General features: G+C 31.2%; 25 protein-coding genes. 14 read left to right on the top strand and 11 right to left on the bottom strand.

Annotation, left to right across the window (positions count from 1 at the left end):
* Positions 1–64 precede the first annotated feature (64 nt).
* From SJY43_RS13065 to SJY43_RS13045, 5 genes are all read left to right on the top strand, one after another.
* Complete coding sequence (locus SJY43_RS13065) at positions 65–367, top strand: GIY-YIG nuclease family protein (protein WP_396601189.1); 303 nt, start codon at positions 65–67, stop codon at positions 365–367.
* A gap of 43 nt (positions 368–410) precedes the next feature.
* Entirely contained in the window at positions 411–935 is a 525-nt protein-coding gene (locus SJY43_RS13060) for a hypothetical protein (protein WP_396601188.1), read from the top strand.
* A 126-nt stretch (positions 936–1,061) separates the two neighbouring features.
* Entirely contained in the window at positions 1,062–2,756 is a 1,695-nt protein-coding gene (locus tag SJY43_RS13055) for a hypothetical protein (protein ID WP_396601187.1), read from the top strand.
* 4 nt (positions 2,757–2,760) lie between these two features.
* Positions 2,761–3,252: a hypothetical protein gene (locus SJY43_RS13050; protein WP_396601186.1), complete on the top strand. Its 492-nt coding sequence runs from the start codon at positions 2,761–2,763 to the stop codon at positions 3,250–3,252.
* Between the two features lie 71 nt (positions 3,253–3,323).
* Positions 3,324–3,839, top strand: coding sequence for a hypothetical protein (locus tag SJY43_RS13045; protein ID WP_396601185.1), 516 nt, complete (start codon positions 3,324–3,326; stop codon positions 3,837–3,839).
* On the opposite strand, the gene SJY43_RS13040 is transcribed toward SJY43_RS13045, so the two are convergent.
* Both SJY43_RS13040 and SJY43_RS13035 read right to left on the bottom strand, forming a co-directional pair.
* On the bottom strand, positions 3,817–4,278 hold the full coding sequence (locus SJY43_RS13040) for a GNAT family N-acetyltransferase (protein ID WP_396601184.1): 462 nt from the start codon (positions 4,276–4,278) through the stop codon (positions 3,817–3,819). The genes SJY43_RS13045 and SJY43_RS13040 overlap by 23 nt on opposite strands.
* A complete protein-coding gene (locus SJY43_RS13035; protein WP_396601183.1) occupies positions 4,271–5,290 on the bottom strand; it encodes a formimidoylglutamase in 1,020 nt (339 codons plus the stop codon). Before SJY43_RS13035 ends, SJY43_RS13040 begins: the two co-directional genes overlap by 8 nt.
* Before the next feature lie 114 nt (positions 5,291–5,404).
* On the opposite strand from SJY43_RS13035, the gene SJY43_RS13030 reads away from it, so the two are divergent.
* A complete protein-coding gene (locus SJY43_RS13030; protein ID WP_396601182.1) occupies positions 5,405–6,289 on the top strand; it encodes a chromosome partitioning protein ParA in 885 nt (294 codons plus the stop codon).
* Positions 6,290–6,591: 302 nt separating this feature from the next.
* Entirely contained in the window at positions 6,592–7,170 is a 579-nt protein-coding gene (locus tag SJY43_RS13025; protein WP_396601181.1) for a Crp/Fnr family transcriptional regulator, read from the top strand.
* A gap of 153 nt (positions 7,171–7,323) precedes the next feature.
* On the opposite strand, the gene fumC is transcribed toward SJY43_RS13025, so the two are convergent.
* Positions 7,324–8,721, bottom strand: coding sequence for a class II fumarate hydratase (gene fumC, locus SJY43_RS13020; protein WP_396601180.1), 1,398 nt, complete (start codon positions 8,719–8,721; stop codon positions 7,324–7,326).
* Between the two features lie 270 nt (positions 8,722–8,991).
* On the opposite strand from fumC, the gene SJY43_RS13015 reads away from it, so the two are divergent.
* Entirely contained in the window at positions 8,992–9,165 is a 174-nt protein-coding gene (locus tag SJY43_RS13015; protein ID WP_396601179.1) for a hypothetical protein, read from the top strand.
* Between the two features lie 71 nt (positions 9,166–9,236).
* On the opposite strand, the gene SJY43_RS13010 is transcribed toward SJY43_RS13015, so the two are convergent.
* The 4 genes from SJY43_RS13010 to prfB form a co-directional block, all read right to left on the bottom strand.
* A complete protein-coding gene (locus tag SJY43_RS13010; RefSeq protein ID WP_396601178.1) occupies positions 9,237–11,708 on the bottom strand; it encodes a TonB-dependent receptor domain-containing protein in 2,472 nt (823 codons plus the stop codon).
* A 97-nt stretch (positions 11,709–11,805) separates the two neighbouring features.
* The gene (gene arsC / locus SJY43_RS13005; protein ID WP_396601177.1) at positions 11,806–12,147 is read right to left on the bottom strand and encodes an arsenate reductase (glutaredoxin); all 342 of its coding nucleotides are present in this window, start codon (positions 12,145–12,147) and stop codon (positions 11,806–11,808) included.
* Positions 12,147–12,764, bottom strand: a complete 618-nt coding sequence (locus SJY43_RS13000) for an HAD family hydrolase (RefSeq protein ID WP_396601176.1) — start codon at positions 12,762–12,764, stop codon at positions 12,147–12,149. Before SJY43_RS13000 ends, arsC begins: the two co-directional genes overlap by 1 nt.
* Positions 12,761–13,871 (bottom strand): peptide chain release factor 2 gene (gene prfB, locus SJY43_RS12995; protein ID WP_396601175.1). Its coding sequence is split into 2 segments (ribosomal slippage): positions 12,761–13,807 and positions 13,809–13,871, totalling 1,110 coding nucleotides; the frame shifts between segments, so codons are not numbered across the junction. Before prfB ends, SJY43_RS13000 begins: the two co-directional genes overlap by 4 nt.
* A 126-nt stretch (positions 13,872–13,997) precedes the next feature.
* Here prfB and SJY43_RS12990 point away from each other — a divergent pair.
* Entirely contained in the window at positions 13,998–15,305 is a 1,308-nt protein-coding gene (locus tag SJY43_RS12990; protein WP_396601174.1) for a CoF synthetase, read from the top strand.
* Positions 15,306–15,366: 61 nt separating this feature from the next.
* On the top strand, positions 15,367–16,383 hold the full coding sequence (locus SJY43_RS12985) for a threonine aldolase family protein (RefSeq protein ID WP_396601173.1): 1,017 nt from the start codon (positions 15,367–15,369) through the stop codon (positions 16,381–16,383).
* Between the two features lie 78 nt (positions 16,384–16,461).
* On the opposite strand, the gene SJY43_RS12980 is transcribed toward SJY43_RS12985, so the two are convergent.
* Complete coding sequence (locus tag SJY43_RS12980; RefSeq protein ID WP_396601172.1) at positions 16,462–17,688, bottom strand: hypothetical protein; 1,227 nt, start codon at positions 17,686–17,688, stop codon at positions 16,462–16,464.
* A gap of 264 nt (positions 17,689–17,952) precedes the next feature.
* Positions 17,953–18,276 (bottom strand): YbaB/EbfC family nucleoid-associated protein, encoded by a 324-nt coding sequence (locus SJY43_RS12975; protein ID WP_396601171.1) that lies wholly within the window; start codon positions 18,274–18,276, stop codon positions 17,953–17,955.
* A 73-nt stretch (positions 18,277–18,349) separates the two neighbouring features.
* Between SJY43_RS12975 and SJY43_RS12970 the strand changes: the two genes are divergently transcribed.
* From SJY43_RS12970 to SJY43_RS12960, 3 genes are all read left to right on the top strand, one after another.
* Positions 18,350–20,410 carry a S9 family peptidase gene (locus SJY43_RS12970; protein WP_396601170.1) on the top strand — a complete coding sequence of 687 codons (2,061 nt, stop codon included), beginning with the start codon at positions 18,350–18,352 and terminating at the stop codon, positions 20,408–20,410.
* A gap of 74 nt (positions 20,411–20,484) precedes the next feature.
* Entirely contained in the window at positions 20,485–21,525 is a 1,041-nt protein-coding gene (locus SJY43_RS12965) for a PLP-dependent cysteine synthase family protein (protein ID WP_396601169.1), read from the top strand.
* A 246-nt stretch (positions 21,526–21,771) separates the two neighbouring features.
* On the top strand, positions 21,772–23,031 hold the full coding sequence (locus SJY43_RS12960; RefSeq protein WP_396601168.1) for an aminotransferase class I/II-fold pyridoxal phosphate-dependent enzyme: 1,260 nt from the start codon (positions 21,772–21,774) through the stop codon (positions 23,029–23,031).
* A gap of 52 nt (positions 23,032–23,083) precedes the next feature.
* On the opposite strand, the gene SJY43_RS12955 is transcribed toward SJY43_RS12960, so the two are convergent.
* On the bottom strand, positions 23,084–24,205 hold the full coding sequence (locus SJY43_RS12955; protein WP_396601167.1) for a GTP cyclohydrolase: 1,122 nt from the start codon (positions 24,203–24,205) through the stop codon (positions 23,084–23,086).
* 27 nt (positions 24,206–24,232) lie between these two features.
* Positions 24,233–25,258 carry a transporter gene (locus tag SJY43_RS12950; protein ID WP_396601166.1) on the bottom strand — a complete coding sequence of 342 codons (1,026 nt, stop codon included), beginning with the start codon at positions 25,256–25,258 and terminating at the stop codon, positions 24,233–24,235.
* Between the two features lie 144 nt (positions 25,259–25,402).
* Here SJY43_RS12950 and SJY43_RS12945 point away from each other — a divergent pair, with 144 nt between their 5' ends.
* Complete coding sequence (locus SJY43_RS12945) at positions 25,403–25,666, top strand: DUF4834 family protein (RefSeq protein WP_396601165.1); 264 nt, start codon at positions 25,403–25,405, stop codon at positions 25,664–25,666.
* Positions 25,667–25,745 lie beyond the last annotated feature (79 nt).

Below are 25,745 nucleotides of genomic sequence, written 5' to 3'. Positions count from 1 at the left end.
TAGACTAATAGTTTAGTTAGTAGCGTTTTGTCATTCCGCACTTGATGCGGAATCCATATTGAGCATGAAAGGAAATTATCATCAATACTATGTCTATATTTTATCGAATATAAAAAATGGGACACTTTATATTGGCGTAACCAATAATTTGGAAAGACGAATGCATGAACATAAACGTAAATTAGTTTCTGGTTTTACATCAAAATATGGTTTGAATAAATTAATGTATTTTGAACAATTTCAATACGTAAATGATGCTATAAAAAGAGAAAAACAATTAAAGAATTGGAACAGACAATGGAAAATTGATTTAATTGAAGAAGATAATATTAATTGGATTGATTTATCTTTAGATTGGATTTATTAATGGATTCCGCATCAAGTGCGGAATGACAAACAAAACAAAAATTATGACACTAGAACTTATTGTATTTATTGCCGCTATACTATTCGGAATCTTTTTGTATTGGAGAGAATCAAAGGGAAATGTGCTCTATCGGTTTTTTAATAAAATTATAAATTCGAAAGAACTACAAATGAAACCTGATGATAAAACAGGTTTTATATATCAACAAACCTTCTTATTACGCTTGGTTTTTGTTGGGTTCTTGTTTTTAATAGGTATTGTAGTTGTTCGGTTTTTAATCCCCATTGATATTGCTACTATTTCAATTTTTGCATCTATGATAGTTGGTACTTTAGCGGGAACCTATTTGGCTAATTTTATATTCAAATCTAGTGAAGTGATTGACGAAAAAAGTGATTCTATAGAAGATCTGGTAACTGATACTATTGAAAAAGGGAAAGATTTTATTGAAGATTTAAAGACTGAAAAACCTAAAGTGATTAAAGAAGCAAAAAAGGAAATAGCAAAAGAGCCTAATACAGAAGGAAAAAGTGCAAGACAACGATTGAAAGATAAAGGGCTGCTATAAGTTTGCAGTTTTTATTAAGCAGTAAGCGGTCTGCAGTCAAGAAATAACATAAAAATATAGGGAAAGTAATATAAAGTATGAGTGAGAAACTTCACGCTTCAAACGCCATGCTTCAAACTAAGTAATATGATTAAAAACTACTGGAATAAAGGAAAGAAACAAAAAACAATAACCATTATTGTAGCTCTAATTCTGCTTATAGCGTTGTTTGTTTTAAGAGACGATTATCAACCTGCATTATTATTCGTTCGGAAATTTATTTTCATCATTCTTTTGAGCGGAATTGTTCTGTTTTTGGGTTTAAGGAAATTTAGAAAATCGGCTACCACGGGTGGAAGATTAGGGATGTTAGCTTTATTGGTGGTATTCTTCGGGGTTTTATACGTTGTAGGTTGGCATTTTAAAATGTATGATTATATGAAAACGTATAATGTGTTCAATCATTTAAATACATTTGAAATAAATGAATTGCCATTAACACAAAACGAACGCATTCAGCCATTACGAAATGTATTTTCTATGGCAAATGAAAGTGTAGGTGAAACTAAAGATGTTTCGTTACCACATTTAGTGAGAATTGGAGAAGAGAACAAATGGACCATGGCTATTCAACCCACAGAAAAGTATATGTGGCAAGGTATGACAGATAATACTGAAGAAGTTTTTGCAGTATCAAGTACAACGCCATTTCCAAGGTTTTCAAGCGAGAATAGAATTCCTGTAACGTTTTCCATAGGTGAGTCTTTAAAATTTAGCAGAAACACTTATAATGCTGTAGTACAGCGTTTCAATATATTCCAATTATTTACAATGGAACCTAGTGACACTTATTATATGAAAAATGATTCTGGCAAATGGGTACAAGTGGTAAGTTTAATAAAATGGAAAGGTTTTTTGTTTCCTTATCCAACGTTTGGCGGCGTTATGGTAATTGATAGTGGTGAGCACGATTTTAACGATTATATGGAGCGCATTTTAATAGGAAAAGGAACTTATGTAAGCCCAGAGGAGATGAAGAACCATAAGTATTTAATAGGACAAAACACACTCGCAGAAAAAGTATCCAGGCTTCAAGCAGAATCTTTAAAATTCTTAGGAGGATTTAGCGACCCATTACCTTGGAATATGGAAACAGCGGTAAAAATACCAGGAATGCCAAAAGATCAAAATCAGCAACCCTACGTAACCGATTTTAATTTTTCAGATACAGATACTAACGCTTATAGTGGTTTATACCATTGGTTTGGTTTAGAACCAGTAGGGAATGAGCGTACTAGTTTAAGTTATAGTGTTTTTGTACCAGCAGACGGAACAGACAAATTGTATTATTATAATCATGCGGCAAAAAAACAAGGCTATGCAGGGGTTTCTGCAATGCCTTTAAAGGTACAAGAATCTCGTAAAGAGTATGATTGGACTGCCAATACGCCCGTTGAATTTAGGCCTTATATAAAAGATATTGCAGGTAAAAAGCGTATGTTTTTTATGGGGACCGTTTCTTCTATTAGTAAAGAGAATGAGCAACAATTTGATGGTTCTGCTACACCAGACTTGGTGTTGGTAGATAGTGAATATCGTGATGTGGTTTGGATTGATGTTAAGCACCCAAGTCAATGGGACAGAACAGTTTACGATCAATTAAATGAAGCATGGCGTGCTAGCGAAAAAATTGGATATTATTTTGTTGAAGAAACTAAAACTATTGACATGGTTCAGCAATCTATAGACTCTATAAAAGTGATCCCTCAAGTAGATAAAAAGGCTGAAGAAATTGCAAGATTGCAAAGGCAGATTGATTCTTTGAAGGCTGTTGGGAATTAATCACATGAGGTTTAAACTAGTCTACATTGTCCATGGGTTAATATTATTGCTTTTTATAGTTTCAGCAATCTATGGTTATAATAGATTAGTAGAATTAAATTTTTTCATTTATGATGATGAATTGAACTTTTATAATTTTTTAGATTTAATTGTTACTCATAAAGTCTTTCGTCCATTAATTATTTTGATTGCACCAACTATTGGTGTTTTTTTGAAAAACAGATATGGTTGGGTGTTTATAACTTCATATTTCTACTTTTTAATTTGTTCTATTTGCTCTGTGTTTTTTGAAGATGGTTTTAGTGATTATAAAGATATTTTACTTTTCGTTTCTATAGTTTTATTAATTACGTTAATAATTATAATAATGAATATTAAAAAAGTAAGTTTTCATTTTTATAAAATAAACAAAATTAAGCTTTTAGGGCTCAATTTAGTTTCTTTTGTGGTTGGTATGTGTAGTTTTATACTTTTATTGATTTCTAAAACCATTTAGTTTTGTATTAAATATATTTATTTTTAGTAACAAATAACCTAAATTATAGACTTATACTCTAAAGGCAAGTTATGGGTGGTTATATGGGTTTGGGGTTGCAAAAATGGATTTATTCTAGAACACCTAGAACAAAAATGTATGTTCGTGAAAGACTACCTTCATTTACTCCGTTGCCTAAATACTCTAGAACTTTTCAAATAAAAGCTTCTGTTAAAGAAAACAATATTATTTCTGGAATAATTGCAATTTGTTTAGCTATATTTTTTATCATTTCATTTAGTGTGTTTGTTCAGAGTTTTACTGATTATTCAAAGGAGCATACTAAAAAGTTAACTGCACAAAATAATTATGAGTATGAAAGGGCTTTTAACTTTTTAATTAAATCTGGAATATCAAGAATAGATAGAAATAACATTAAAGGCGCATATTCTGAATTTAAATTGGCATATGCTATTCATCAAAATAATGAATATTTAAATCAATTGATTCTTGAAACCTTAAGTATTCTCTGTGAAGATGATAATAAGTATTGCAAAGATTTGGATGTTTTTTTACTAAAAACAATTAAATCACCAACTCCATCTTAATATCACAACGTTTATACGGGCAATTAGTTTCTACGGGAATTTCAATAAAACCATATTTTCTATAAATATAAATGGCATTTTTAAGTTTTCTGCTAGAATAAATAATGAGTTTTGGTATGTCATTTTCTTTAGCAAAACCAATACAATGTTGCATTAATTTTTGACCAATTTTATTGCCACGATGGTTTGGAGATACAGCCATTTTTGTTAATTCAAACTCACCTTGGTTTCCTAATGGCATTAAAGCTACGGTTCCAACTATTTGTTTGTTTAATTTTGCAAAAAATATGCGTCCGCCTTTATTTATAATGTGTTTTTCAGGCTTGCTTAAAACGTCCTCATCATAAGATTCTACATAAAAAAATGTTCGTAACCATTCTATATTTAGGTTATAGAAATCTTTAGAGAATCGTTTTTCAAAAGAAATGATATTAACCATTAGCTGCCTTAATAAAATCTGTTATTAAATACGTTATGAGTTTTCCAACTTGAGTAGCTGTTTTTTTTGTTGGAGCTGCTTCACAAATATATAAATAAGATGCGTTTTTATGTTTTGCAAAGTAGTGAAGAAATTGTCTGGTTCTATTAACGCTAAAGCCACTTGGGGTCATGGCACTACTTGGAATATTTTCAATGGCATCACAATCAATTTCAATTCCAAAATTATCGATAGAAACATGGTTTTTAGCTCTTTCAAGTTCTCTGTTAAATTTTAATTCTTTTCTAACTTCTAGGCTTTCAAACGTATTGTATGCAATAGTTTTTGTTTTGTCTAATGATTTAAAGTTTTTATCAGATGTGTAATTTTCATGTAACCCAAAAACAAAGTAATTATCTATAAAACCTTCCGCGTAAGCGTAACTAAAGCCATTACCGCTATGTCTACCTTCTTTATCTCTTAAATCTGCGTGTGCATCAAGGTTTACAACGTTAATTGGTTTGCCAAGTGCTAAAGATGTGCCTTTTATGTTACCATATGCATTGTTGTGCCCGCCGCCAATTATTATTGGTTTTTTACCAGCCAAAACTATTTGATGGATAATATGTGTTACATGATTATCGATTATTGATACTATTTCACGAGCTTTTATGATATCTTTTTTTTTGGATGGATTTAATTTTGAAATTGCTAATTGTTCTTCAGAGAAGTCTAAATGGCCTAATATCAAAACATTATTGGCCTTTGTAAATGTATTGCTTTGAATGTTTAACAAAACTTTAAGTGTGGCATCCCAAGCCTTTGATGCTCCAGTTTTTCCGTGGTTTGCAAATACGCCAACATCTTCTGGTAAGCCCAAAATCACATAAGTAACGTCTAAAATTTTAAGTTGTTCGTATATGTTAGAAATGCTGGTTAACAAGCTAACATGTTGACCAAATTTGGATTCGCCAGGGCGTTTGTTTAATAATATATTTAAAGTATTTTTGTTAAATAAAACTAGTTTATCCATTTAAGATGAATTTGAATATTAAATGTACATCAATATTTATTTATAGCATTAAAACAAACAACTAAAATTAAAACAAAATTAGAATTAACCTTAATAACATTAAAACGAGTAATTATGGAAAACAACAAAAGTAACACAGGTCTTAAAGTAGGATTGGGAATTGCGCTAGTTTTATTTTTAGCAACAGGTTTTTATACAATGAATTTGTATAATAGTAGTAAAAAAGTAGAAAACGAATTGACTGAAGAAAAGCGGTTAGTCATGAATGATTTAAACGCTATGGCAAAGCAATATGATGACGCTATAGGTGAGAATGAAGTATCTAATGCTAACTTAATAGAGGCAAGAGGACGTATTCAAGGATTAATAGATTCTTTAAAAATCTCTGAAACTAATGTAAAAAGTTTATGGAGATATAAAAGTAAATATGCTTCGCTTCAAAAAGAAATGGATGTGTTATTAGCTCAAAATGATTCATTAAGAGTTGAGAATTCTTATTTAGCAACGTCGTTAGATAGTACTCGTGTTCGTTTAGAAGAACGTACAATTTTTACAGATTCGTTATTAGTACAAAATAATGCTTTAGCAGAAGTTGTATCTAATGCAGCTATTTTAAACACGGTTGGATTAAAAGGATTTGGAGTTATTGAAAGAACATCTGGTAAATTAATACCTACTGAAAGAGCGAGTAGAGCTGATAAAATTAGGGTTTGTTTTACCGTTGCAAAAAATGCCTTAGTACAGGCTGGAGATGAAGAGTTATATGTTCAAGTTATAGATCCAAAAAACAATACTTTAGGATTAAATGAGCAAGTTACTTTTGGTGAAAAAACTTTAAATTACAGTATGATTAGTAAATTTAATTATGAGAATGCTAGTCTTAACATCTGTGAGTTTGTTGCATCAAAAGGCGATAGTAAATTTGAAAAAGGACGTTATGTTGTAAATGTTTTTAATGCTAAAGATTTGGTGTCTAGCTCTGAGTTTACGCTAAAATAAAGGTATTAAATTAACACTAATAAATTCAAGAAGCCTCAAACTTAAATGTTTGGGGTTTTTTTATGCAATAAATTGAAATTAATATTTACTCTATCAGATTAATTTATAATGTATTTTGATTTGCATCTAAACAAGTTTTTTTTGCTAATTATAGAGAATTTTAAAGAAATAGAAATAAAATGAGTAAATTGAATTCTCTTTTAAACCCTATCTAACCAATCAATCAAATGTTTCTTAGTTTGTGTTGATGCTTAAATTGTATTTGATACATATCATTTACGGTTTATTAAAAACCAATGTTTATGGACTATAATGAGTCTCATTATGATTTTTTAAATACTTTTAGTGAAGTTCCAGAGGAACTTATTGAAGACCTTTTAAAAATCACAGAATTAAAGACAATTAAGGAAGGAAAACAACTTGTAAAATTAGGTGAAATTCCTTCAAAAGTATTTATGCTTGTTTCTGGAGTTTTACGTTGTTTCCTAATCACCGAATCGGGTAAAGAATTTAATAAAGGCTTTTATTTACCAATAAGTTTTGCCGGGCCGGTTGCCGATTTAATTCAAAAGAAGTCTTCATCTTTTACATTTGAAGCACTTAACGATTCTGAAGTTTATGAAATTGATTTTTATAAATTAATGGAATTGTGTAAAAAGCATGAATCTCTTAACATGTTTTATTCTAAAGTTTTGGAAAGTGTTTATATGTCTTATGAAAAACGCCTAGTGGAGTTAATATCTTTAAATGCAACAGATAGATATTTAGAGTTAAGAAAACAATTACCTGGTGTTGATGAAATTATACCACAATATCACATAGCTTCTTATTTAGGTATAACTGCAGTACAATTAAGTAGAATTAGAAAAAAACTTGAGTGATTTAACAAATGTTAATTCCCGGACAGTAAGTTAGTTATATATTTACCTGTTTTCCTTTTTAGAGAATAATTTATTAAGGATATATAACTAACCAACCAAAAAGACAGGCAAATATAATTTACCTGTCTTTTTTCTTAGTAATATGTTTTTATATTATTTAAGACTACCTACCATATCTTCTGGTTTTACCCAAGCATCGTAATCTTCAGCAGTAACATACCCTAAATTAATAGCTTCTTCTTTTAAAGTTGTACCATTTTTATGAGCAGTATTAGCTATTTCTGCAGATTTATAATAGCCTATTTTTGTGTTTAAAGCAGTTACTAACATTAAAGAGTTATTTAAAAGCTTAGTAATAACTTCTTGATTAGGTTCTATACCAACAGCACAATTTTCTTCAAAACTAGCACATGCATCTCCAATTAATTGCGCCGATTGTAATACGTTGGCTGCCATAACTGGTTTAAATACATTCAATTCATAATGTCCTTGCATACCTCCAACAGAAACCGCGACATCGTTACCCATAACTTGAGCACAAACCATAGTTAATGCTTCACATTGTGTTGGGTTTACTTTTCCTGGCATAATTGAACTTCCTGGCTCGTTTGCAGGTATAATAATTTCTCCAATACCAGAACGTGGTCCAGAAGCCATCATTCTAATATCATTAGCTATTTTATTTAAAGATACAGCCAACTGTTTTAAAGCACCATGAGTCTCGACTAAGGCATCATGAGCAGCTAAAGCTTCAAATTTATTGGGTGCAGTTACAAATGGTAATCCTGTAAATTCTGCAATATATTCTGCAACGCGTTTACTGTAACCTTTTGGTGTGTTTAACCCTGTTCCTACAGCAGTACCACCAAGCGCTAATTCACTTAAATGTGATAACGTGTTTTCAAGCGATTTTAAGCCATGATCTAATTGAGCTACATAACCAGATAATTCTTGACCTAAGGTTAAAGGTGTTGCATCCATAAGGTGTGTTCTACCTATTTTTACAACATTTTTAAAGGCTTCAGATTTATTCTTTAACGTATTTCGTAATTGTTTAACCCCAGGAATAGTTGTTTCTACTATTTTTTTATAAGCAGCAATATGCATGCCCGTAGGAAACGTATCATTTGATGATTGTGATTTATTTACATCATCATTCGGTTGAATTGTTTTGTCGCCTTCACCAATCACTTTTCCTGCTAACTGGTGCGCTCTATTTGCAACAACTTCATTAACATTCATGTTGCTTTGTGTTCCAGAACCAGTTTGCCAAATAACCAATGGAAATTGATCATCATGTTTGCTCTCTAAAATTTCATCACAAACTTGAGCTATTAAATCTCTTTTCTCAATAGCCAAAGCTCCTAATTCACAATTGGTATATGCAGCAGCCTTTTTTAAATAAGCAAACCCATAAACTATTTCTAGTGGCATAGACGCAGAAGGTCCTATTTTAAAGTTGTTTCTTGAACGTTCTGTTTGTGCACCCCAAAGTTTATCTGCAGGTACTTTTACCTCGCCCATTGTATCTTTTTCTATTCTGTAACTCATTTTAAAATTGCTTTAATTATAAGATGCTAAGATAATTCTTTTAAGATGTTTTTAATTATGATTTTTGTTAGTTTTTACGACTTCTTTTTAACATTTAAACACGTCTTATTTTATTTAAAAAAGTCTAAAATCTATTAATCTAGAGAATATAGATATTATGTTAACAATTTGATTAGTGAATAACTCTGTTAATAAATCTTATTTTGATATTGTATAACAAATAGCTTTGCATTATCTTTGCGCAAGTATTTATAAAAGAAAATTACAATTATGTTTGATTTTGACCAGTATTTAGGCTTTTTAGCATTCTTAACTATTTTAACAATAGGATTTTGGTTAATGATATTCTTATTAACTTTTGTTATTCCTTATTGGATAGGAGGTTCTATAATTGAAAGATTAAAGGAAATTAAAGAAGAAAAGAAAGCTAAGCGTCAAGCTTAAACCATAAAATAATATATAAAACAGGGGAAACTAATTTAGTTTCCCCTTTTTTATTATAGTATAATTTAGAATTATTCATCGAAACCAAAGTCGTTGCCTTCTCCATTACCATTACTTTTTTCACGTTCTTTTGTTTGGGTTTGATTAAATCTGTGTGTGAATGATAGGTTAAAACTTCTTTCTCGACGTTGATATTCAGAATAACTATTAAACGTTGCGGTATATGAATTTGTTCTTCGCTTTCTGCTATTAAACACATCGCTTATTGAAAATGCAATAGACGATTTATTATTAAACAAATCTTTGCTAAAAGCTAAATTTGAGGAGAATATACCTTTATTTTTATTTTGAGCATCTTCACTTGGTCCGCCATAAAACAATCTAGTTTGCCAATCGATATCGCCAGGTAGAGTATATTTATTATTAAGCCTAATAAACCAGCTTAAATTATTAGCATCATAAGTTACACCGTTATAATCGCCTCTTGTTTTTGAGTCAAAAAGATTAAAATTACTATTTAAACTCCATTTTTTATTTGGGCGGTAGCTTACAGTAAATTCGAAGCCCATTCTGTCGTTACTTGCTAAATTTATTGGTGTTCTTCTAATAATAGGTATATCTGTTCCATTCACATTAGCAAATTCTCCTGAGTCTTCATTAATAAACGTAAAAACATCTGTTGCATGAGTGAAATATATGGAAGAATTTAAGGTAACATTACCAAGTTTATTTAAGTATCCTAAATCAACCGAATTTGAATAGCTTGGATTTAGGTCTGGATTTCCTTGAAATAAGTTTGTTGCGCTACTTCTTGATGGGAATGGGTTGATGTAACGGGACCGTGGCCGTCTAATTCTTCTGTTATATCCAAGCGTAAAACTTTGATCTTCTGAAATTTCATAAGCTAAATTTACCGTTGGAAAAAACTCTGTATAAGTTTTTCTTTCAAATTGATTACTTGTAATTTGCTCTATTGTAATCCGTGTATCTTCAACACGTAAACCTAAAAGATATGAAAAACGCTCTTTTATTTTGCTTCCAAACTGTGTGTATGCTGCATTTACATGTTCTCTATAAATCAGGTTGTTACTTACATCGGCGTCTAAAACAAATTCGCCATCTTCGTTAAACGCTAATTCGTAATCTGTATTTAATTCGTTAAAATTACCACGATAACCGAATTCTAATTGGCCTTGCTCTCCAATGGGCTGAACGTAGTCTGTTTGTAAAAGTATTTCGTTTTGAATTTCAACTGTCTCAACATCTTCAGTATCAATTCCATTTTCATTAATAATAGCTTTTTCAACTTCTTTGGCTTCTTCATATTGAAAGTCGAAAGTTAATCTATGTTCAGAATTACCATTAAATTGTTTGTCGAAATTAAAAGCATATTGAATGGTTTTGTCATCTTCCAATTCAGGTTCTAATCTGGTAGATTGGTTTAATAAATTACCGTTTAAATCAAGCTCTGTTATTAAGTTTTTGGTGTCAGACGTATTATCACTATCTCTATAAACCATAGAGGTTGTAACGGAAGTTGTTTCATTAATATACCACTCAAAACCTGTATTGGTAGTAAAGCCCTTTCTAACTCTATCAAAATCGCGAAATTCATTTAAAAAGGTGTCAGGATCATTTACATCTATCATTAAATCCTCATCATAATATTCATTGAAATAATGGGTTTCTGATAAGGCATTACCTGGAGATTCTCTATAACTGTAACCAGAGGTGTTAAAGAAATTAAAATCGCCAGTTCTGTAGTTTATATTCCCTGATATTCCTGCAGAAGTTGGATGTCCGATATTAGTTGTTATCGCACCATTTAAACCTTGTAACTTACTTCTTCGTAAAATAATATTCAAAATTCCAGCGGTACCTTCGGCATCATATCTTGCTGAAGGCGAGGTGATAATTTCCACCCGTTCTATAGATTCTGCTGGAAGCTGGCGCAAAGCGTCAGTAGAATTTAAACCAACCAAACCAGATGGTTTTCCATTAATTAAAATGCGCACATTATCATTTCCTCTTAAAGCTACATTACCTTCAACATCTACCGAAACAGAGGGGACATTATCTAAAATATCGCTAACTGTACCGCCTCTTACAGTTAAGTCTTTACCTACATTGTATATTTTTTTATCTAGTTTTAATTCTACCGTTGTTCTTTCTGCTATAATTTCTACTTCTCCTAAAGCTTCGGCATCAATTTCAAGATAAAAATCACCAATGTTTTCAGATTTTGTTATTTTTCTATTTAGAAGAGTAATTGTTTTAAATGAAATATATTCAATAGTAATATCGTAAATTCCGGTAGAAACTGGAATGCTGAAATCCCCCTTTATGTCAGTGATTCCTCCAGTAACTATTTTGTTTTCACTTTTGTTTGAAAAGGCTATAGTTGCATACTCTAATGGAAGATTTGTTTCTTTATCAAAAACATGCCCTGAAATATTAACTTCTTTTGCTTCCGATTTTTGAGCAAAAGAAAGCATAGTAGAAAAACATAAAATTATTAAGAGAAACGTGTAACTTTTAACCATAAAAAAACTTTTAAACCTTAATTAATTTGACAGCAAATTTAGTTTAAGGTTTAATGGTAATAGGTTAAATTTATGTTAATGAAATTAAGGGATAATGCTATAAAATTGTAGAAATTAATTCAGTTGGTCTGCCAATAACAGCTTTATTTCCGTTTATTACAATTGGACGTTCTATAAGCTTTGGGTATTCGGCCATTGCAGCAATAATATCAGAATCACTTAAATCTTTATTCTTAAATTTTTCTTTCCAAATGGCTTCGTTTTTTCTAACTAATGCTATTGGTTTTATGTTTAAAAGCTTGATGATATCTCTTAATTCTTTAATTGAAGGCACATTTTCAAGGTATTTAACTACTTCAAAATCTTTACCAGATTTTTCTAAAAGTTCTAGTCCGCTACGAGATTTACTACAACGGTTATTATGGTATATTTTTATCATTATAAATTAATATTAAAAGTTTTTAATTGTTGAATGAGTAATTCTGGTGATTTAAAGTGAATACCATGTATTCCCAGTTTACTAGCTGCTTCAATATTTCTAAGGTTGTCATCAATAAAAATAGAATGTTCAGCTTTTATATTAAACTTTTCTAAAGTTAAATTATAAATGTCATTAAAAGGTTTTCTGGTTTTTTCCTCTCCAGAAACTATAATGCCTTCAAACCAATGCAAAAAATTAAACTTTTTTAGTGCAATAGGGAAGGTTTCTGTGCTCCAATTTGTTAAAGCAACAACTTTAAATTTTTTTAAATCAACAAACTTTTTTAGAATCTCTACTGTTCCAGTAATTTCACCACCTAACATTTCTGTCCATCTCCCATAAAATTGTCGTATTTCTTTTTCGTACTCGGGAAAAAGTAAAACTCGATCCTCAGTAGCTTGAGCAATTGGGTAACCAGCATCTTGATTTTCGTTCCAATCGCTTGTGCATATATTATCAAGAAACCATTGTGTTTTATTTTGATCTCCGTCGAAAACATCTAAAAAAACATATTCAGGATTCCAATCTATTAGAACACCGCCAAGATCGAATATTATAGTGTCAATTTTTTTCATAATTGATTATCGTCTTCAATTTTTTGCCCCATAGCCATTAAATAAGATTTTAAAAACTCATCTATATTTCCATCCATCACGGCATCAACATTACCCGTTTCATGAGCAGTCCTTACATCTTTTACTAATTTGTATGGGTGCATCACATAATTTCTAATTTGGCTTCCCCATTCAATTTTCATTTTTCCAGCTTCAATATCTTCTCGTTGTGATAACTGTTTTTGAAGTTCAATTTCATATAACTGAGACTTCAACATTTGCATGGCTCTTGATCTGTTATCGTGTTGAGAGCGAGTTTCAGAACATGAAATTTGAATACCAGATGGCTTGTGGGTTAGCTGTACTTTAGTTTCCACTTTATTTACATTTTGCCCACCAGCACCACTAGAACGTGCTGTGGTAATTTCTATATCGGCAGGGTTTATTTCAATTTCAATGGTATCATCAACTAACGGGTAAACATAAACGGATGCAAAACTTGTATGGCGTTTTGCGTTACTATCAAACGGAGAAATTCTCACTAATCTGTGCACACCGTTTTCTCCTTTTAGCCAACCAAAGGCAAAATCACCTTGAATCTCCAAAGTCACCGTTTTAATACCTGCTACATCGCCTTCTTGAAAGTTTAATTCTTTTACTTTAAAACCACTCTTTTCGGCATACATTAAGTACATACGCATAAGCATACTTGCCCAATCGCAACTCTCTGTGCCACCAGCACCAGCTGTAATTTGTAACACGGCACTTAAATTATCACCTTCCTCAGAAAGCATATTTCTAAATTCAATATCTTCTAGTAAAACAGATGCTTTGTTAAACCTATTTTCAACATCTTGTAGTGTCGCTTCTTCTTCCTTGAAAAATTCATAAATGACTTCAAGGTCTTCAATTAATGTTTTTAAATCTTTGTAATCTTGAACCCATTTTTTCTTTACTCGAAGCGCTTTCATAATAACTTCGGCAGCTTTTGGGTCATTCCAGAAATTGGGGTCGAAGGTTTGTTCTTCTTCGTTTTGTATTTCTATTAATTTGGCATCTATGTCAAAGGTAGTGCCTAAGTTTGTCGAGGCGTGTATTTAGATCTTTAATTTGATCTGATGTTATCATATTCAATTATTTTAAACAAAAATAGAAAAATAAACTCGACATTTTTTTATTTGGAACTATGATTTCAAAACTTATTCTATTAAAAGCTTAAGTTTTTTTTTGTTAATTTGTTTTATATATTAAAAGATGAAAGTATTAGAAAAAGTTAGGTATTACTCATTTTGGTGTCTTGATTTTATTAAAGGAAGTAAAGTAAGAAATCATTTTAATGATATAGAACACGTTCTAGAGAATTTTGATAGCGATGAATCCAAAAAAAGAAGAAGTGATTATTTAATAAAACTTCTAAATCATGCCGTGGAAACAGTTCCTTATTACTTTGAAAAAAAAGGTTTTAATTCTATTTCTGATTTTCCGGTTGTAAATAAACTTATGCTTAGAGAACATTTAGATGATTTTCTTTCCATAAAATATAAAAACGAACCAAGTTTTGAAGTTAGTACAAGTGGGTCAACAGGAACGCCACTTGTAGTATTTCAAGATATTAATAAAAAACAGAGAAATACGGCCGACACCTTATATTTTAGTGAAAAGTCCGGTTATAAAATAGGGCATAAGTTATTTTATATAAGAGCTTGGGGAGGTATTCTTAATAAAGGGTTTTTAGTTTCTTTTTTGCAAAATATTAAAACTATTAATGTTAAAGAAATAGACGGAGAAAACATTCCTAAATTAATAAAAGATATTACTAAAGGGAATTCGACCAAGGCTTTTATTGGTTATACCTCTTCATTTAGGGAAATTTGTAAATATTTAGAATCTGTTAATTCGCCACCAATAAAGACTAATATTAGTTCTATGATAGCTAATGCAGAGCCATTAGGAGAACCGACTAAAAAAGCTGTAAAAAAGTATTTTGATTTTGATATTTTATCTCGCTACTCTAATATGGAGAATGGTATATTATCACAACAAATAAAAAATGGAGGCAATAATTTTCATATAAATTGGGCTAGTTATTATATAGAAATACTTGATTTAGAAAAAGATATTCCTGTTAGTTTTGGTACCTTAGGAAGAGTTGTTGTTACAGATTTATTTAACTTTAACATGCCTCTTATTAGATACGATACAGGTGATTTAGCAATAATGGATGTTGAAAAGAGCAGTTTTAATGGAGCTCCGTCGTTTTTTAAAGTTGAAGGAAGAAGAATGGATACCATTTACGATACAAAAGGTAAAATAATGACTACTGTTGTGTATGAGTTGGAATACTTTCCGGAGTTTAAACAATCTCAATTGATACAAGAAGGTGAAAAAACGTATCTAGTAAGAATCAATATTGATGGTGTGTTTAAACAAGAAGAGAAAATGGTTAAAATGCTGAAACAGTTTTTAGGAGACGATGCGATAATAAATACTGAATATGTTAATGAGATTCCACAATTATCTTCAGGTAAAATGAAACTTACTCTAAATAAACATAAATTTTAAAGATTATTTTTATTTTAATATTTAATAGACAAATTGTCTTTTTAACGAATAGAATCGATAAATGATTATAGATTTAAGAAGTGATACTGTAACAAAACCATCAAAACCTATGTTAGAAGCAATGATGCAAGCTAAAGTTGGAGATGATGTATTTAGAGAAGATGAAACTGTTAACGTATTAGAACGTAAAATTGCAGATATGTTTGGTAAAGACCAAGCTTTATTTTTTCCTAGTGGAACGATGGCTAACCAAACCGCATTGAAATTGCATACTAACCCTGGAGATCAAGTAATTTGTGATAAATATGCACATATATATAATTACGAATCTGGTGGTGCATCTTTTAATAGTGGTGTGTCTTGTAAATTAATTGATGGTAATCAAGGTATGTTTACTGCCAAACAAGTTGAAGAAGCTATTAATCCAGATGCTTATTATTACAGTAAGACTAGTTTAGTGGAAATTGAAAATACAACAAACAAAGGTGGTGGTGCATGTTGGGATTTTAATGAGCTTTTAAGAATAAAAGATGTTTGTAATAAGAATCAATTGGGGTTTCATTTAGATGGTGCCCGTTTGTGGAATGCTTTAGTTGTAAAAAATGAAAGCACTAAACAATATGGGGGAGCATTTGATACCATATCTGTGTGTTTAAGTAAAGGGTTAGGCTGCCCTATAGGTTCTGTTTTAGTAGGTGATAATGAAATTATGAAAGATGCCTTAAGAATAAGAAAAATATTTGGCGGCAATATGAGACAAGCTGGTTATTTAGCGGGAGCAGGATTGTATGCCTTAGATAATAATATTAATAGATTAAGGGAAGACCATAAAAAAGCGAAAGAAATAGAGGCGGAGCTTCTTAAATTATCAATTATTAAAAAAGTAGAGCAGGTAGAAACTAATATTGTGATTTTTGAGCTTAATGACGATGTTGATGAAAAATTGTTTATTTCGAGGTTAGCCAATAAAAACATATATATGATTAGTATGGGAAACAAAAAACTTAGAATAGTAACACATTTAGATTATACAAATGCTAAACATGAGAAGTTAATTAATAATTTTAGCTCTTTTTAGAGTTATTATTAAAATTAAACAAAAAAACAGGAGCTGATTTAGCTCCTGTTTTTAGTTTATATCTAATTTTACTAGTTTCTACCAGTATCTACGACAACCGTCATTGTATGTTTTAACATATTCACAAAGTTCGCCACCGTTGCTGCTCTCTCCGCTAATTACATTAAATACACCTCTTATATAACCAGGACCGATGTTAACATCACAATCAGTTTTGATTTTAGTATAGTAACAGTTGTTAATGTATATGTAAATATACTTTCCGAAAGTTCCGTCATGGTTTGCACCAGAAACGTTAATTATTTCACCAGGTTGCGTATATCTATTACAGTAAATTCTTTTTCCGTAACAAGTGTTCTCATATCTTTGAACAAGATCAACTTTCTTTGCACATCTCCAATCAAATTCTAATGCTAATTCAGTCACTTTTCCGTCACAATCGCTACAAGGTTCTACTTTAGCAGGAACGTCAACCATTTGAATTACTGATTGAATTATTTGATTTGAAGGGTTACGATCTGGAGCTATAAATAAAAGAGCAACTTGTTCTCCATAGCCAGGTACAAAGTCTAATCCGTTTTCTAAAGCAGCATCAACCATTTCCATTGCTATAGGTTCTAAAGCATCACTATTTGATCTCCATCCATCCTTATCATCACCTGTTAAATAAAAACAAGCTCTACAGTTATTATCATCTAAAAGTTGCCAAATAGCCCATTGAACCATTCCATAAGTATAAGTTTCTCCTGAAATAGGACTTACTTTACCAATATAATCTTGGTTCATTAACCAGTTTACTGCTGGCATATTTTGAGGGTTTTCAAAATTACCTTCAGTCGGAAAATCTTCATAACTTGAATAAACATTAAACGTATAAGGACCTTCAACTTCTAAATATCCATCAACATCTCCACACCATCCTTCTAAGCCTGTTGCTGCTAAGTCTGTATCTAAAATTTCAAAAGTAAAATATGCATTATCTGCAGGGTTTTCAGTTGTACTAAGGCTTACAGATTCCGGTAAGCTTAATTCTAAAGCCTCTAAATCTCCTTCTGATGAAGCGCTTCCATGTGATTTAGAATCACTTGATAAAGAAAAAGAAAGCTCTTGAGCAGGCATTTCAGCTTCTAAGTCATTATTTAAAACGAAAGTCTCGTCTTCTTCTCCATCAGAGACTAAGATTTGGTCTTCCATTGCTAATTCATCTTCAGCTATTGAAGATGCTCCCTCAGATAGTGTCTCATTTTGACACGAAGCAAATACTACAAGTATTGCTAATAAAAAAAGTTTGGTAATGTGTTTCATAATATAAAATAGTTTTTTACAATTTACATCTACAAATATATTGCATGGTCTAATTCGTAACGGTTTTATTAGACCAAATACCAAACTATTAGATTTATGAATTTTGTATTACATCTTGTCGGTTTTTTTTAACATTTCATATAAAGTTTTTAACGTTTTAACGATGTTGTTTTTTGTTGAATTTGTTAATTAAGGTGTTGATTGTTGAATATCTATTAGTGGAACCTGTGATAAATTGAATATATAATAAGGTCTAGTGATTGGTTATTTAAATAAATCCATACCAGGAATATTCGGCATACCTTCTTTTGCTACTGCTGCTAATTCAGTTTCATTTATTTTTGATGCTTTTTCAATAGCTTTATTTAATGTAAGAATTAAGTAATCTTCAAGTTGTTCTTTGTCTTGAAGTAATTCATCATCAATGGTAACAGATTTTATAGTTCTATTAGCAGTTAAAGTTACTTTAAGTTTGCCATCATTACTAGATTCATCAATTAGAACTGTATCTAATCGCTTTTTAGTTTCTTCAACTTTCTTTTGGGTTTCTTTAAGTTTACCCATCATATTCATCATATCTCCAAACATATTTTTTTAAATTAATTATTACAATACAAAGCTATTTAAATTTTCTATTTTTGATAGCTTAAATAATATTTCATTGAAAAAAATAAATCAAATCCCAATAGCTAAACAAATTCCAAAGGAATTAACAATTCATAATGATGCCAGAATTGATAATTATTATTGGCTAAATAATAGAGAAAATAAAGAAGTTATAGATTATTTGAATGCCGAGAATGATTATACTAACCAATTGATGAGTCATACTAAAGATTTTCAAAATCATTTATTTGAGGAAATGAAAGGCAGGATTAAAGAAGAAGATACTTCTGTGCCTTATAAGTTAAATGGTTATTGGTACCTCACCAAATATGAGTCTGGAAAAGATTACCCCATTTATGTTCGCAAAAAGGAAACACTTAAGGCAAAAGAGGAGCTACTTTTTGATTGTAATGATATGGCTAAAGACCATTCTTATTTTAATTTAGGTGGTATTTCTATAAGCCCAGATAATACCTTGGCTGCATTCTCAATAGATACAGTTAGCAGGCGCCAATATACTATTCAAATTAAAAATTTAGTTACTGGCGAAATCTATTTAGATAAGATTTTAAATACGACAGGAAGTATTACCTGGGCTAATGATAATAAAACCCTATTTTATGCCATGAAGGATGCTGTTACTTTGCGTTCTCATAAAATATTTAAGCATAAATTATTTACAGAGAGCAAAACAGATGTAGAGGTCTATCATGAAGCAGATGAAACCTTCAACACGTTTGTATACAAAACAAAATCAAGAAAGTATATTGTTATAGGGTCTTCAAGTACATTGTCTTCAGAATATCGTTTTTTGAATGCGGATACTCCAGAAGGTGATTTTAATGTTTTTCAAGAGCGCACCAAAGATTTAGAATATAACATTGCGCATTATAATGACAGTTTTTACATTATATCAAATATAGATGGTGCCACAAACTTTAAAGTTTCTAAGGCGAGCGAAAATAATACTGAGAAACAACATTGGAAAGATGTTATACAACACAGAAAAACGGCTTTAATTGAAGATATTGAAATATTTAAAGATTATTTGGTCGTAAATGAGCGTGAAAACGGTCTTAATAGACTCAGAATTATGAGTTGGGATAATTCTGAAGATTATTATTTGCCAGTTCAATCAGAAACTTATACAACTTACATTGGTAACAATCCAGATTTTGAAAGTGATTGGTTAAGGTATGGCTATAATTCGTTAATAACTCCAAGTTCTGTAATTGATTATAATTTAAAAACAAAGCTAAGCGAAGTTAAAAAAGAGCAAGAAGTTTTAGGAGGGAAGTTTAAAAAAAGCAATTATGAATCAAAACGTATTTGGGCTACTTCTAGAGATGGTGTAAAGGTTCCTATTTCGATAGTTTACAGAAAAGGAATTAAGCTAGACGGTTCAAACCCATTACTGCAATATGCTTATGGTTCTTATGGTTCAACTACAGATCCTTCATTTTCTAGTATCCGTTTAAGCCTATTAGATAGAGGGTTTATTTATGCAATTTCTCATATAAGAGGTAGTGAATATTTAGGACGAGAATGGTATGAGAATGGCAAACTTCTTAATAAAAGAAATACGTTTACAGATTTTATTGATTGCTCAAAATATTTAATTCAAGAAAAGTATACTTCAAATAAACATTTATATGCTTATGGAGGTTCAGCAGGGGGCTTATTAATGGGGGCTATTATTAATATGAACCCAGAATTATATAATGGTATTTTAGCTGCAGTTCCCTTTGTAGATGTAGTAACTACAATGCTTGACGATACTATTCCTTTAACTACTGGTGAATATGATGAGTGGGGAAACCCAAACGAGGTTGCGTATTATAATTATATGAAATCGTATTCGCCTTATGATAATGTAGAAGCCAAAAGTTATCCTAATATGCTTGTTACTACTGGTTTACATGATTCTCAAGTACAGTACTGGGAACCAGCAAAATGGGTAGCTAAACTTAGAGAGCTTAAAACAGATACTAATAGGTTGTTGTTGCATACTGATATGGATTCTGGTCATGGAGGTGCATCAGGTCGATTTGAAAGTTTGAAAGAAGTTGCTCTAGAGTATGCGTTTTTACTGGACTTGGAAGAGATTAATGGTTGATTAAAAAAAAAGTTTTATTTTTGTTCGGTTTGAGCTGTGATCGTTTAATATATTACAGTTTATAAAAAGCTTATATGAAACACAGAAATCAAGTATTTGATAATGTATTGGATTTAGTAGGTAATACTCCGCTTGTTAAACTTAATAGAATAGCTTCTGAATTTAAAGGTGAATTTTATGCAAAAGTAGAATCCTTTAATCCTGGGCACTCATCCAAAGACAGAATTGCACTTTATATTATTGAGCAAGCCGAAAAGAAAGGAATACTTTCTCCTGGCGATACCATTATTGAAACAACCTCAGGTAATACAGGTTTTAGTATAGCAATGGTAAGTATTATTAAAGGGTATAATTGTGTTTTAGCAGTAAGTTCTAAATCGTCTCCAGACAAAATAGATATGCTAAAAACAATGGGAGCAAAGGTTTATGTTTGTCCTGCTCACGTTAGTGCAGACGATCCTAGGTCTTATTATGAAGTTGCAAAGCGCTTACATAGTGAAATGAAAGGCTCTGTATATATTAACCAATATTTTAATCAATTAAATATTGATGCACACTACAAATCTACAGGCCCAGAAATTTGGGAGCAAACCGAAGGTAAAGTAACACATTTGTTAGCTTGTAGTGGAACCGGAGGAACTATTTCTGGAACAGCTAAGTATTTAAAAGAACAAAACCCAGATATTAAAGTTATAGGTGTTGATGCTTTTGGATCTGTTATTAAAAAATATCATGAAACTAGAGAGTTTGATGAAAAAGAGATATATCCATACAGAATTGAGGGGTTAGGAAAGAATTTAATCCCTACAGCTACAGATTTTGATGTTATAGATGAGTTTGTAAAAGTAACAGACGAAGATAGCGCACATACTGCAAGATTAATAGCAAAAACAGAAGGTATGTTTGTTGGTTATACGTCTGGTGCAGTAACACAGGCTTTATTGCAGTTAGGAGAAGAAGGTCGTTTTTCTAAAAATGATTATGTTGTTGTTATTTTTCCAGATCACGGAGCGAGATACATGAGTAAGGTGTATAGTGATAAGTGGATGAACGATCAAGGCTTCTTTGATAGTATAAATGAAGCTGCTGCTGAAAACATACAATACATAAAGTAATAAAATTTATACTTAAAATAGAGGTGAAATTTTACTGTTTAAGCTAAAGTTAACCTCTTTTTTTATTATTGTTAATAATTGGGCTTCAAAAATTATGCTCAAACCAGATAAATATTTAATTTTGCAGCAACTAACTAATAACTAAAGGCTTCTTTAATTTTAAACATTTTATGTTTAGTTTTCTATTAAAATTGATTGTCAAGTTTAGGTTATGTCTTAGTTTTAATAGCAATACCATTATATTAAATGAAAGATTTATTCGAAAAAATTTATAAAGACAAAGGGCCATTAGGTAAATGGGCGTCTCAAGCAGAAGGTTATTTTGTATTTCCTAAGCTAGAAGGAGAAATTTCTAATCGTATGAAGTTTCAAGGAAAAGACGTTATTACCTGGAGTATTAACGATTACTTAGGATTAGCAAACCATCCTGAAGTTCGTAAGGTTGATGCTGAAGCTGGGGTCAAATACGGTTCTGCTTACCCTATGGGAGCTAGAATGATGTCTGGTCATACAGATTTACATGAACAGCTTCAAAAAGAATTAGCATCTTTTGTTAGTAAAGAAGCGGCTTATCTTTTAAATTTTGGTTATCAAGGTATGGTGTCTACCATAGATGCTTTGGTTTCTAAAGACGATATTATTGTTTACGATGTTGATGCTCATGCTTGTATTATAGATGGTGTGCGTTTACACATGGGAAAACGTTTTACTTATAAGCATAACGATGTTGTTAGTTTAGAGAAAAACTTAGAACGTGCCACTAAAATGGCAGAACACACAGGTGGAGGGATTCTAGTAATTTCTGAAGGTGTTTTTGGAATGCGAGGAGAACAAGGGCGTTTAAAAGAAATTGTTGCTTTAAAAAAGAAATTTAATTTCAGATTATTTGTTGATGATGCTCATGGTTTTGGAACCTTAGGAGCAACCGGAGCAGGAGCAGGAGAAGAGCAAGGCGTTCAAGATGATATTGATGTGTACTTTGCAACTTTTGCTAAATCTATGGCAAGTACTGGTGCTTTTATTGCTGCAGATCAAGAAATTGTAGATTACCTTAAATATAACTTGCGTTCTCAAATGTTCGCTAAGTCTTTACAAATGCAATTGGTTGTAGGCGCATTAAAACGTTTAGATATGTTGCGTACTATGCCTGAGTTAAAAAAGAATCTTTGGACTATAGTTGATGCATTACAATCTGGTTTAAAAGCTCGTGGATTTGATATTGGAACAACTCAAAGTTGTGTAACGCCAGTATACTTAAAAGGAAGCATTCCTGAGGCTATGGCATTGGTTAGAGATTTGCGTGAAAATTACGGAATATTCTGTTCTATAGTCGTTTACCCTGTAATACCTAAAGGATTGATTCTATTAAGATTAATTCCTACAGCAACACATACTTTAGAGGATGTTGAAGAAACTTTAAATGCATTTGATGCTATTAGAGAGCGATTAGATAATGGAACTTACAAGCGTCTTTCTGCGGCGGTGATGGCGGCAATGGGCGAATAAAAACGATAAGAATTAATAAAAAAAATCCGATTCAAATTTGAATCGGATTTTTTTATGCGATATTTTTTCTAAACGTTTTTCTTCGTTTGTAGACTTCAGGAGAAAAATGCTTCCATATCTTGTGTATGGCTTCATTGTCTTCTAGTTCTGGTGTTCTGTAGCACGTTTCAATGCCTTTAGCCTTAAAGGTTTCGTAATATTCGTTAAATATCACGGCATGAACACCTTTGTTTTGGTATTCTGGATGAATTCCAATTAAATAAAAGATAACATCCTTGCTATTCTTTTTGGCATTCATAATATGTCTAAACCCAAAAGGGAATAGTTTCCCATTCATTTTCTTTAAAGCTTTAGCAAAGGCTGGCATTACAATCGCAAAACCAATCATGTTATCATCTTTGTCGACTACAAATTTGATATATTCTGGATTAACAAAACTTATAAATTTCTTTTTAAAATATTCCTTTTGAACATCGTTAATAGCTACGAATGACGATAGTGATGCATAACTGTCATTAAATAAATCGAACATCTTATCTGCATAGGGCATAACCTCTTCAGTTTTGGTAAGCTTTAAAGGTGTGAGTTGGTAGCGTCTTTTAATAAGTTCTTGTGCTTTTTTGAAAAACTCTGGTTTTACATTTTCAAAAGGAAACTTGCTTTCAGAGTATGATTTTTCAACAATATAACCGGCAGACTCATAATGTTTAATGTAATATGCATGGTTATACCATGTTACCATTGGCGCAATAGAATCGAAACCTTCGGTCATTACCCCAACCTTATCTAGATTAGAAAACCCAACAGGACCCTCAGTATATTCAAGATTATGTGTTTTTCCAATTTTTTCAACTTCATTTAAAAGAGTTTGAGAAACTTCTAAATCATCAATAAAATCAAACCAGCCAAAACGCATTTTTTTTTGATTTTGCGCTTTTACTTCAAGCCAGTTTACAATTGCTGCTATTCTACCAACAATAGCTCCGTTTTTATATGCTAAAAATAATCTTGCATCTGCATCATCAAACACAGGGTTTTCCTTTTTATCAAATGTTTTTATTTCCTGACTTATAATAGGCGGAGTCCAGTATTTGGAATCTTTATAAAGCGTAAATGGAAATTTAACAAAAGCCTTGAGGTCTTTTTTGTTTTTTACTTCTTTAAGTGTTATCATATTTTAATGCAACGATTTGATGATTTATTAGTCATCAAAATCTATATCTTTCTTTTTTTGTTTGTTAATTTTTTCAACAGAGTCTTTTTCTTTTTTGCTTTTCTTTCTGTTTTTTCCTTTTCGGTTTGCTCTTCTTAGTCCTTCTTCTTCAGCGGAAGTGCCGTTGTCTATATCTTTTTCTTTATCCTTATGGAAATCTAATCTGTAAGAAGCGCCAAAATTCAAACTAAAAACTGATGGTGTGTCCTTTGTGTTAAAGGTTAACGCAGTATCTAGCTGAAAATCTTTTCCCCATAAGTAAGCGCCTCCAAATCTAAAAAGATTATCTGCATAAAAATCACTTTTAATACCTTGAGTTTCTCCAAAAATAACCCATTGCGGACTGAAAGAGTGTGTTAAAGTTAATAAGTATTGAAAATCTGATTGATCGGTTCCTATTCTATCTTTAATTAAGTTCATTACAAATACCCAGCCGCCATTAAAATTGTTTTGTGTAGCAATCATAACTTTAGGGCTAAAACCTTCAATACCTGAAAAAGTATAAGGGTTAGGGTTGGTGTCAAAATTAGCACCTACATATACTGATACAGCGGGTATTAGAGACTTCCACTTAAACTTTCGGTTAGCCTTCCAACTATATAGGTTTGGTTTTTCCTCTTCAGCGTTTTTATAAGGGTCAAACACTAAATACTTAGCTCCAATTGCTAAAAATTTAAAATTTGCTCGGCTTTCTTCAGAAGAAAAATTAGAAGCAAATGTTTTAGTGTCGTTTTGGTACGTTCCTTCAATATTAAGTTCTAATTCTTCTAGTAATAATCCATAACGTGCAGCAAAGTCTATACCGAATCCAGAAACGTCATAAGCTGCGGCGGGCGTTCTTTCTTCTTTAATGCTGTATGGGCCAATTTCAAATTGAGCGACATTTGTGCCTACAGAAAAGGCGCTTCTTGAAACACCTGGTCTGTTAGAATTTATAACATCGGTGTATTGGCTAAACGCCTGAGTGGTTATTAAACTTAGTAGGAAAAACAATGTAGATTTAAATGGGGTCATAATCTTGAGTTTGTGTATTGCTTCAATAAAATATATTAAAGACTTTTTCAAATATAGATATTTTATGCTTTTTTTATCATTCTTGAACGTTTTTTAAACGGATAGAATTGTATTTTTGTTTTATTAAATATTAAAAGTTTAAAAATGGGTTTATTAAAAACCATACTCATAATTGCCTTAGTGTATTACGGAATCAAGGTTCTTTCTAGGATTTTTGCGCCTTTCTTGCTTAAATTCGCAGCAAAAAAAGCAGAACAACGCTTTGGAGAGCAATTTGGTCAATTCGGTAAAGGACAGAGACAGGAGGCTCAGAAAAAAGAAGGTGAAATTACAATTGATAAAATACCGCAAACTAAAACATCTAATAAAAATGTAGGTGAGTATGTGGATTATGAAGAAATAGAGTAGTCTTATATTTTTATTTCTTTTACCTAAAAATCTTATCTAATAAAGTTTAGTAATAGCAATATGCTTAGTTCTGAAAAAT

It is taken from the genome of Algibacter sp. R77976, from assembly GCF_044594645.1.
GTDB lineage: Bacteria > Bacteroidota > Bacteroidia > Flavobacteriales > Flavobacteriaceae > Algibacter_B.
Note: the sequence above shows the minus strand (reverse complement) of the source record. Positions and strands in the feature narration are given on the sequence as shown.

Coding starts and splice junctions, on each gene's coding strand:
- SJY43_RS12990 (WP_396601174.1), top strand. CDS start 13,998: ATGAAAGTATTAGAAAAAGTTAGGTATTACTCATTTTGGTGTCTTGAT.
- SJY43_RS12960 (WP_396601168.1), top strand. CDS start 21,772: ATGAAAGATTTATTCGAAAAAATTTATAAAGACAAAGGGCCATTAGGT.
- SJY43_RS13015 (WP_396601179.1), top strand. CDS start 8,992: ATGTTTGATTTTGACCAGTATTTAGGCTTTTTAGCATTCTTAACTATT.
- SJY43_RS12950 (WP_396601166.1), bottom strand. CDS start 25,258: ATGACCCCATTTAAATCTACATTGTTTTTCCTACTAAGTTTAATAACC.
- SJY43_RS13030 (WP_396601182.1), top strand. CDS start 5,405: ATGGAAAACAACAAAAGTAACACAGGTCTTAAAGTAGGATTGGGAATT.
- SJY43_RS13010 (WP_396601178.1), bottom strand. CDS start 11,708: ATGGTTAAAAGTTACACGTTTCTCTTAATAATTTTATGTTTTTCTACT.
- SJY43_RS13060 (WP_396601188.1), top strand. CDS start 411: ATGACACTAGAACTTATTGTATTTATTGCCGCTATACTATTCGGAATC.
- SJY43_RS12945 (WP_396601165.1), top strand. CDS start 25,403: ATGGGTTTATTAAAAACCATACTCATAATTGCCTTAGTGTATTACGGA.
- SJY43_RS13000 (WP_396601176.1), bottom strand. CDS start 12,764: ATGAAAAAAATTGACACTATAATATTCGATCTTGGCGGTGTTCTAATA.
- SJY43_RS12975 (WP_396601171.1), bottom strand. CDS start 18,276: ATGTTTGGAGATATGATGAATATGATGGGTAAACTTAAAGAAACCCAA.
- SJY43_RS13035 (WP_396601183.1), bottom strand. CDS start 5,290: ATGGATAAACTAGTTTTATTTAACAAAAATACTTTAAATATATTATTA.
- SJY43_RS13055 (WP_396601187.1), top strand. CDS start 1,062: ATGATTAAAAACTACTGGAATAAAGGAAAGAAACAAAAAACAATAACC.
- SJY43_RS13045 (WP_396601185.1), top strand. CDS start 3,324: ATGGGTGGTTATATGGGTTTGGGGTTGCAAAAATGGATTTATTCTAGA.
- fumC (WP_396601180.1), bottom strand. CDS start 8,721: ATGAGTTACAGAATAGAAAAAGATACAATGGGCGAGGTAAAAGTACCT.
- SJY43_RS12980 (WP_396601172.1), bottom strand. CDS start 17,688: ATGAAACACATTACCAAACTTTTTTTATTAGCAATACTTGTAGTATTT.
- SJY43_RS13065 (WP_396601189.1), top strand. CDS start 65: ATGAAAGGAAATTATCATCAATACTATGTCTATATTTTATCGAATATA.
- SJY43_RS12985 (WP_396601173.1), top strand. CDS start 15,367: ATGATTATAGATTTAAGAAGTGATACTGTAACAAAACCATCAAAACCT.
- SJY43_RS13025 (WP_396601181.1), top strand. CDS start 6,592: ATGGACTATAATGAGTCTCATTATGATTTTTTAAATACTTTTAGTGAA.
- SJY43_RS13050 (WP_396601186.1), top strand. CDS start 2,761: ATGAGGTTTAAACTAGTCTACATTGTCCATGGGTTAATATTATTGCTT.
- arsC (WP_396601177.1), bottom strand. CDS start 12,147: ATGATAAAAATATACCATAATAACCGTTGTAGTAAATCTCGTAGCGGA.
- SJY43_RS13040 (WP_396601184.1), bottom strand. CDS start 4,278: ATGGTTAATATCATTTCTTTTGAAAAACGATTCTCTAAAGATTTCTAT.
- SJY43_RS12965 (WP_396601169.1), top strand. CDS start 20,485: ATGAAACACAGAAATCAAGTATTTGATAATGTATTGGATTTAGTAGGT.
- SJY43_RS12955 (WP_396601167.1), bottom strand. CDS start 24,205: ATGATAACACTTAAAGAAGTAAAAAACAAAAAAGACCTCAAGGCTTTT.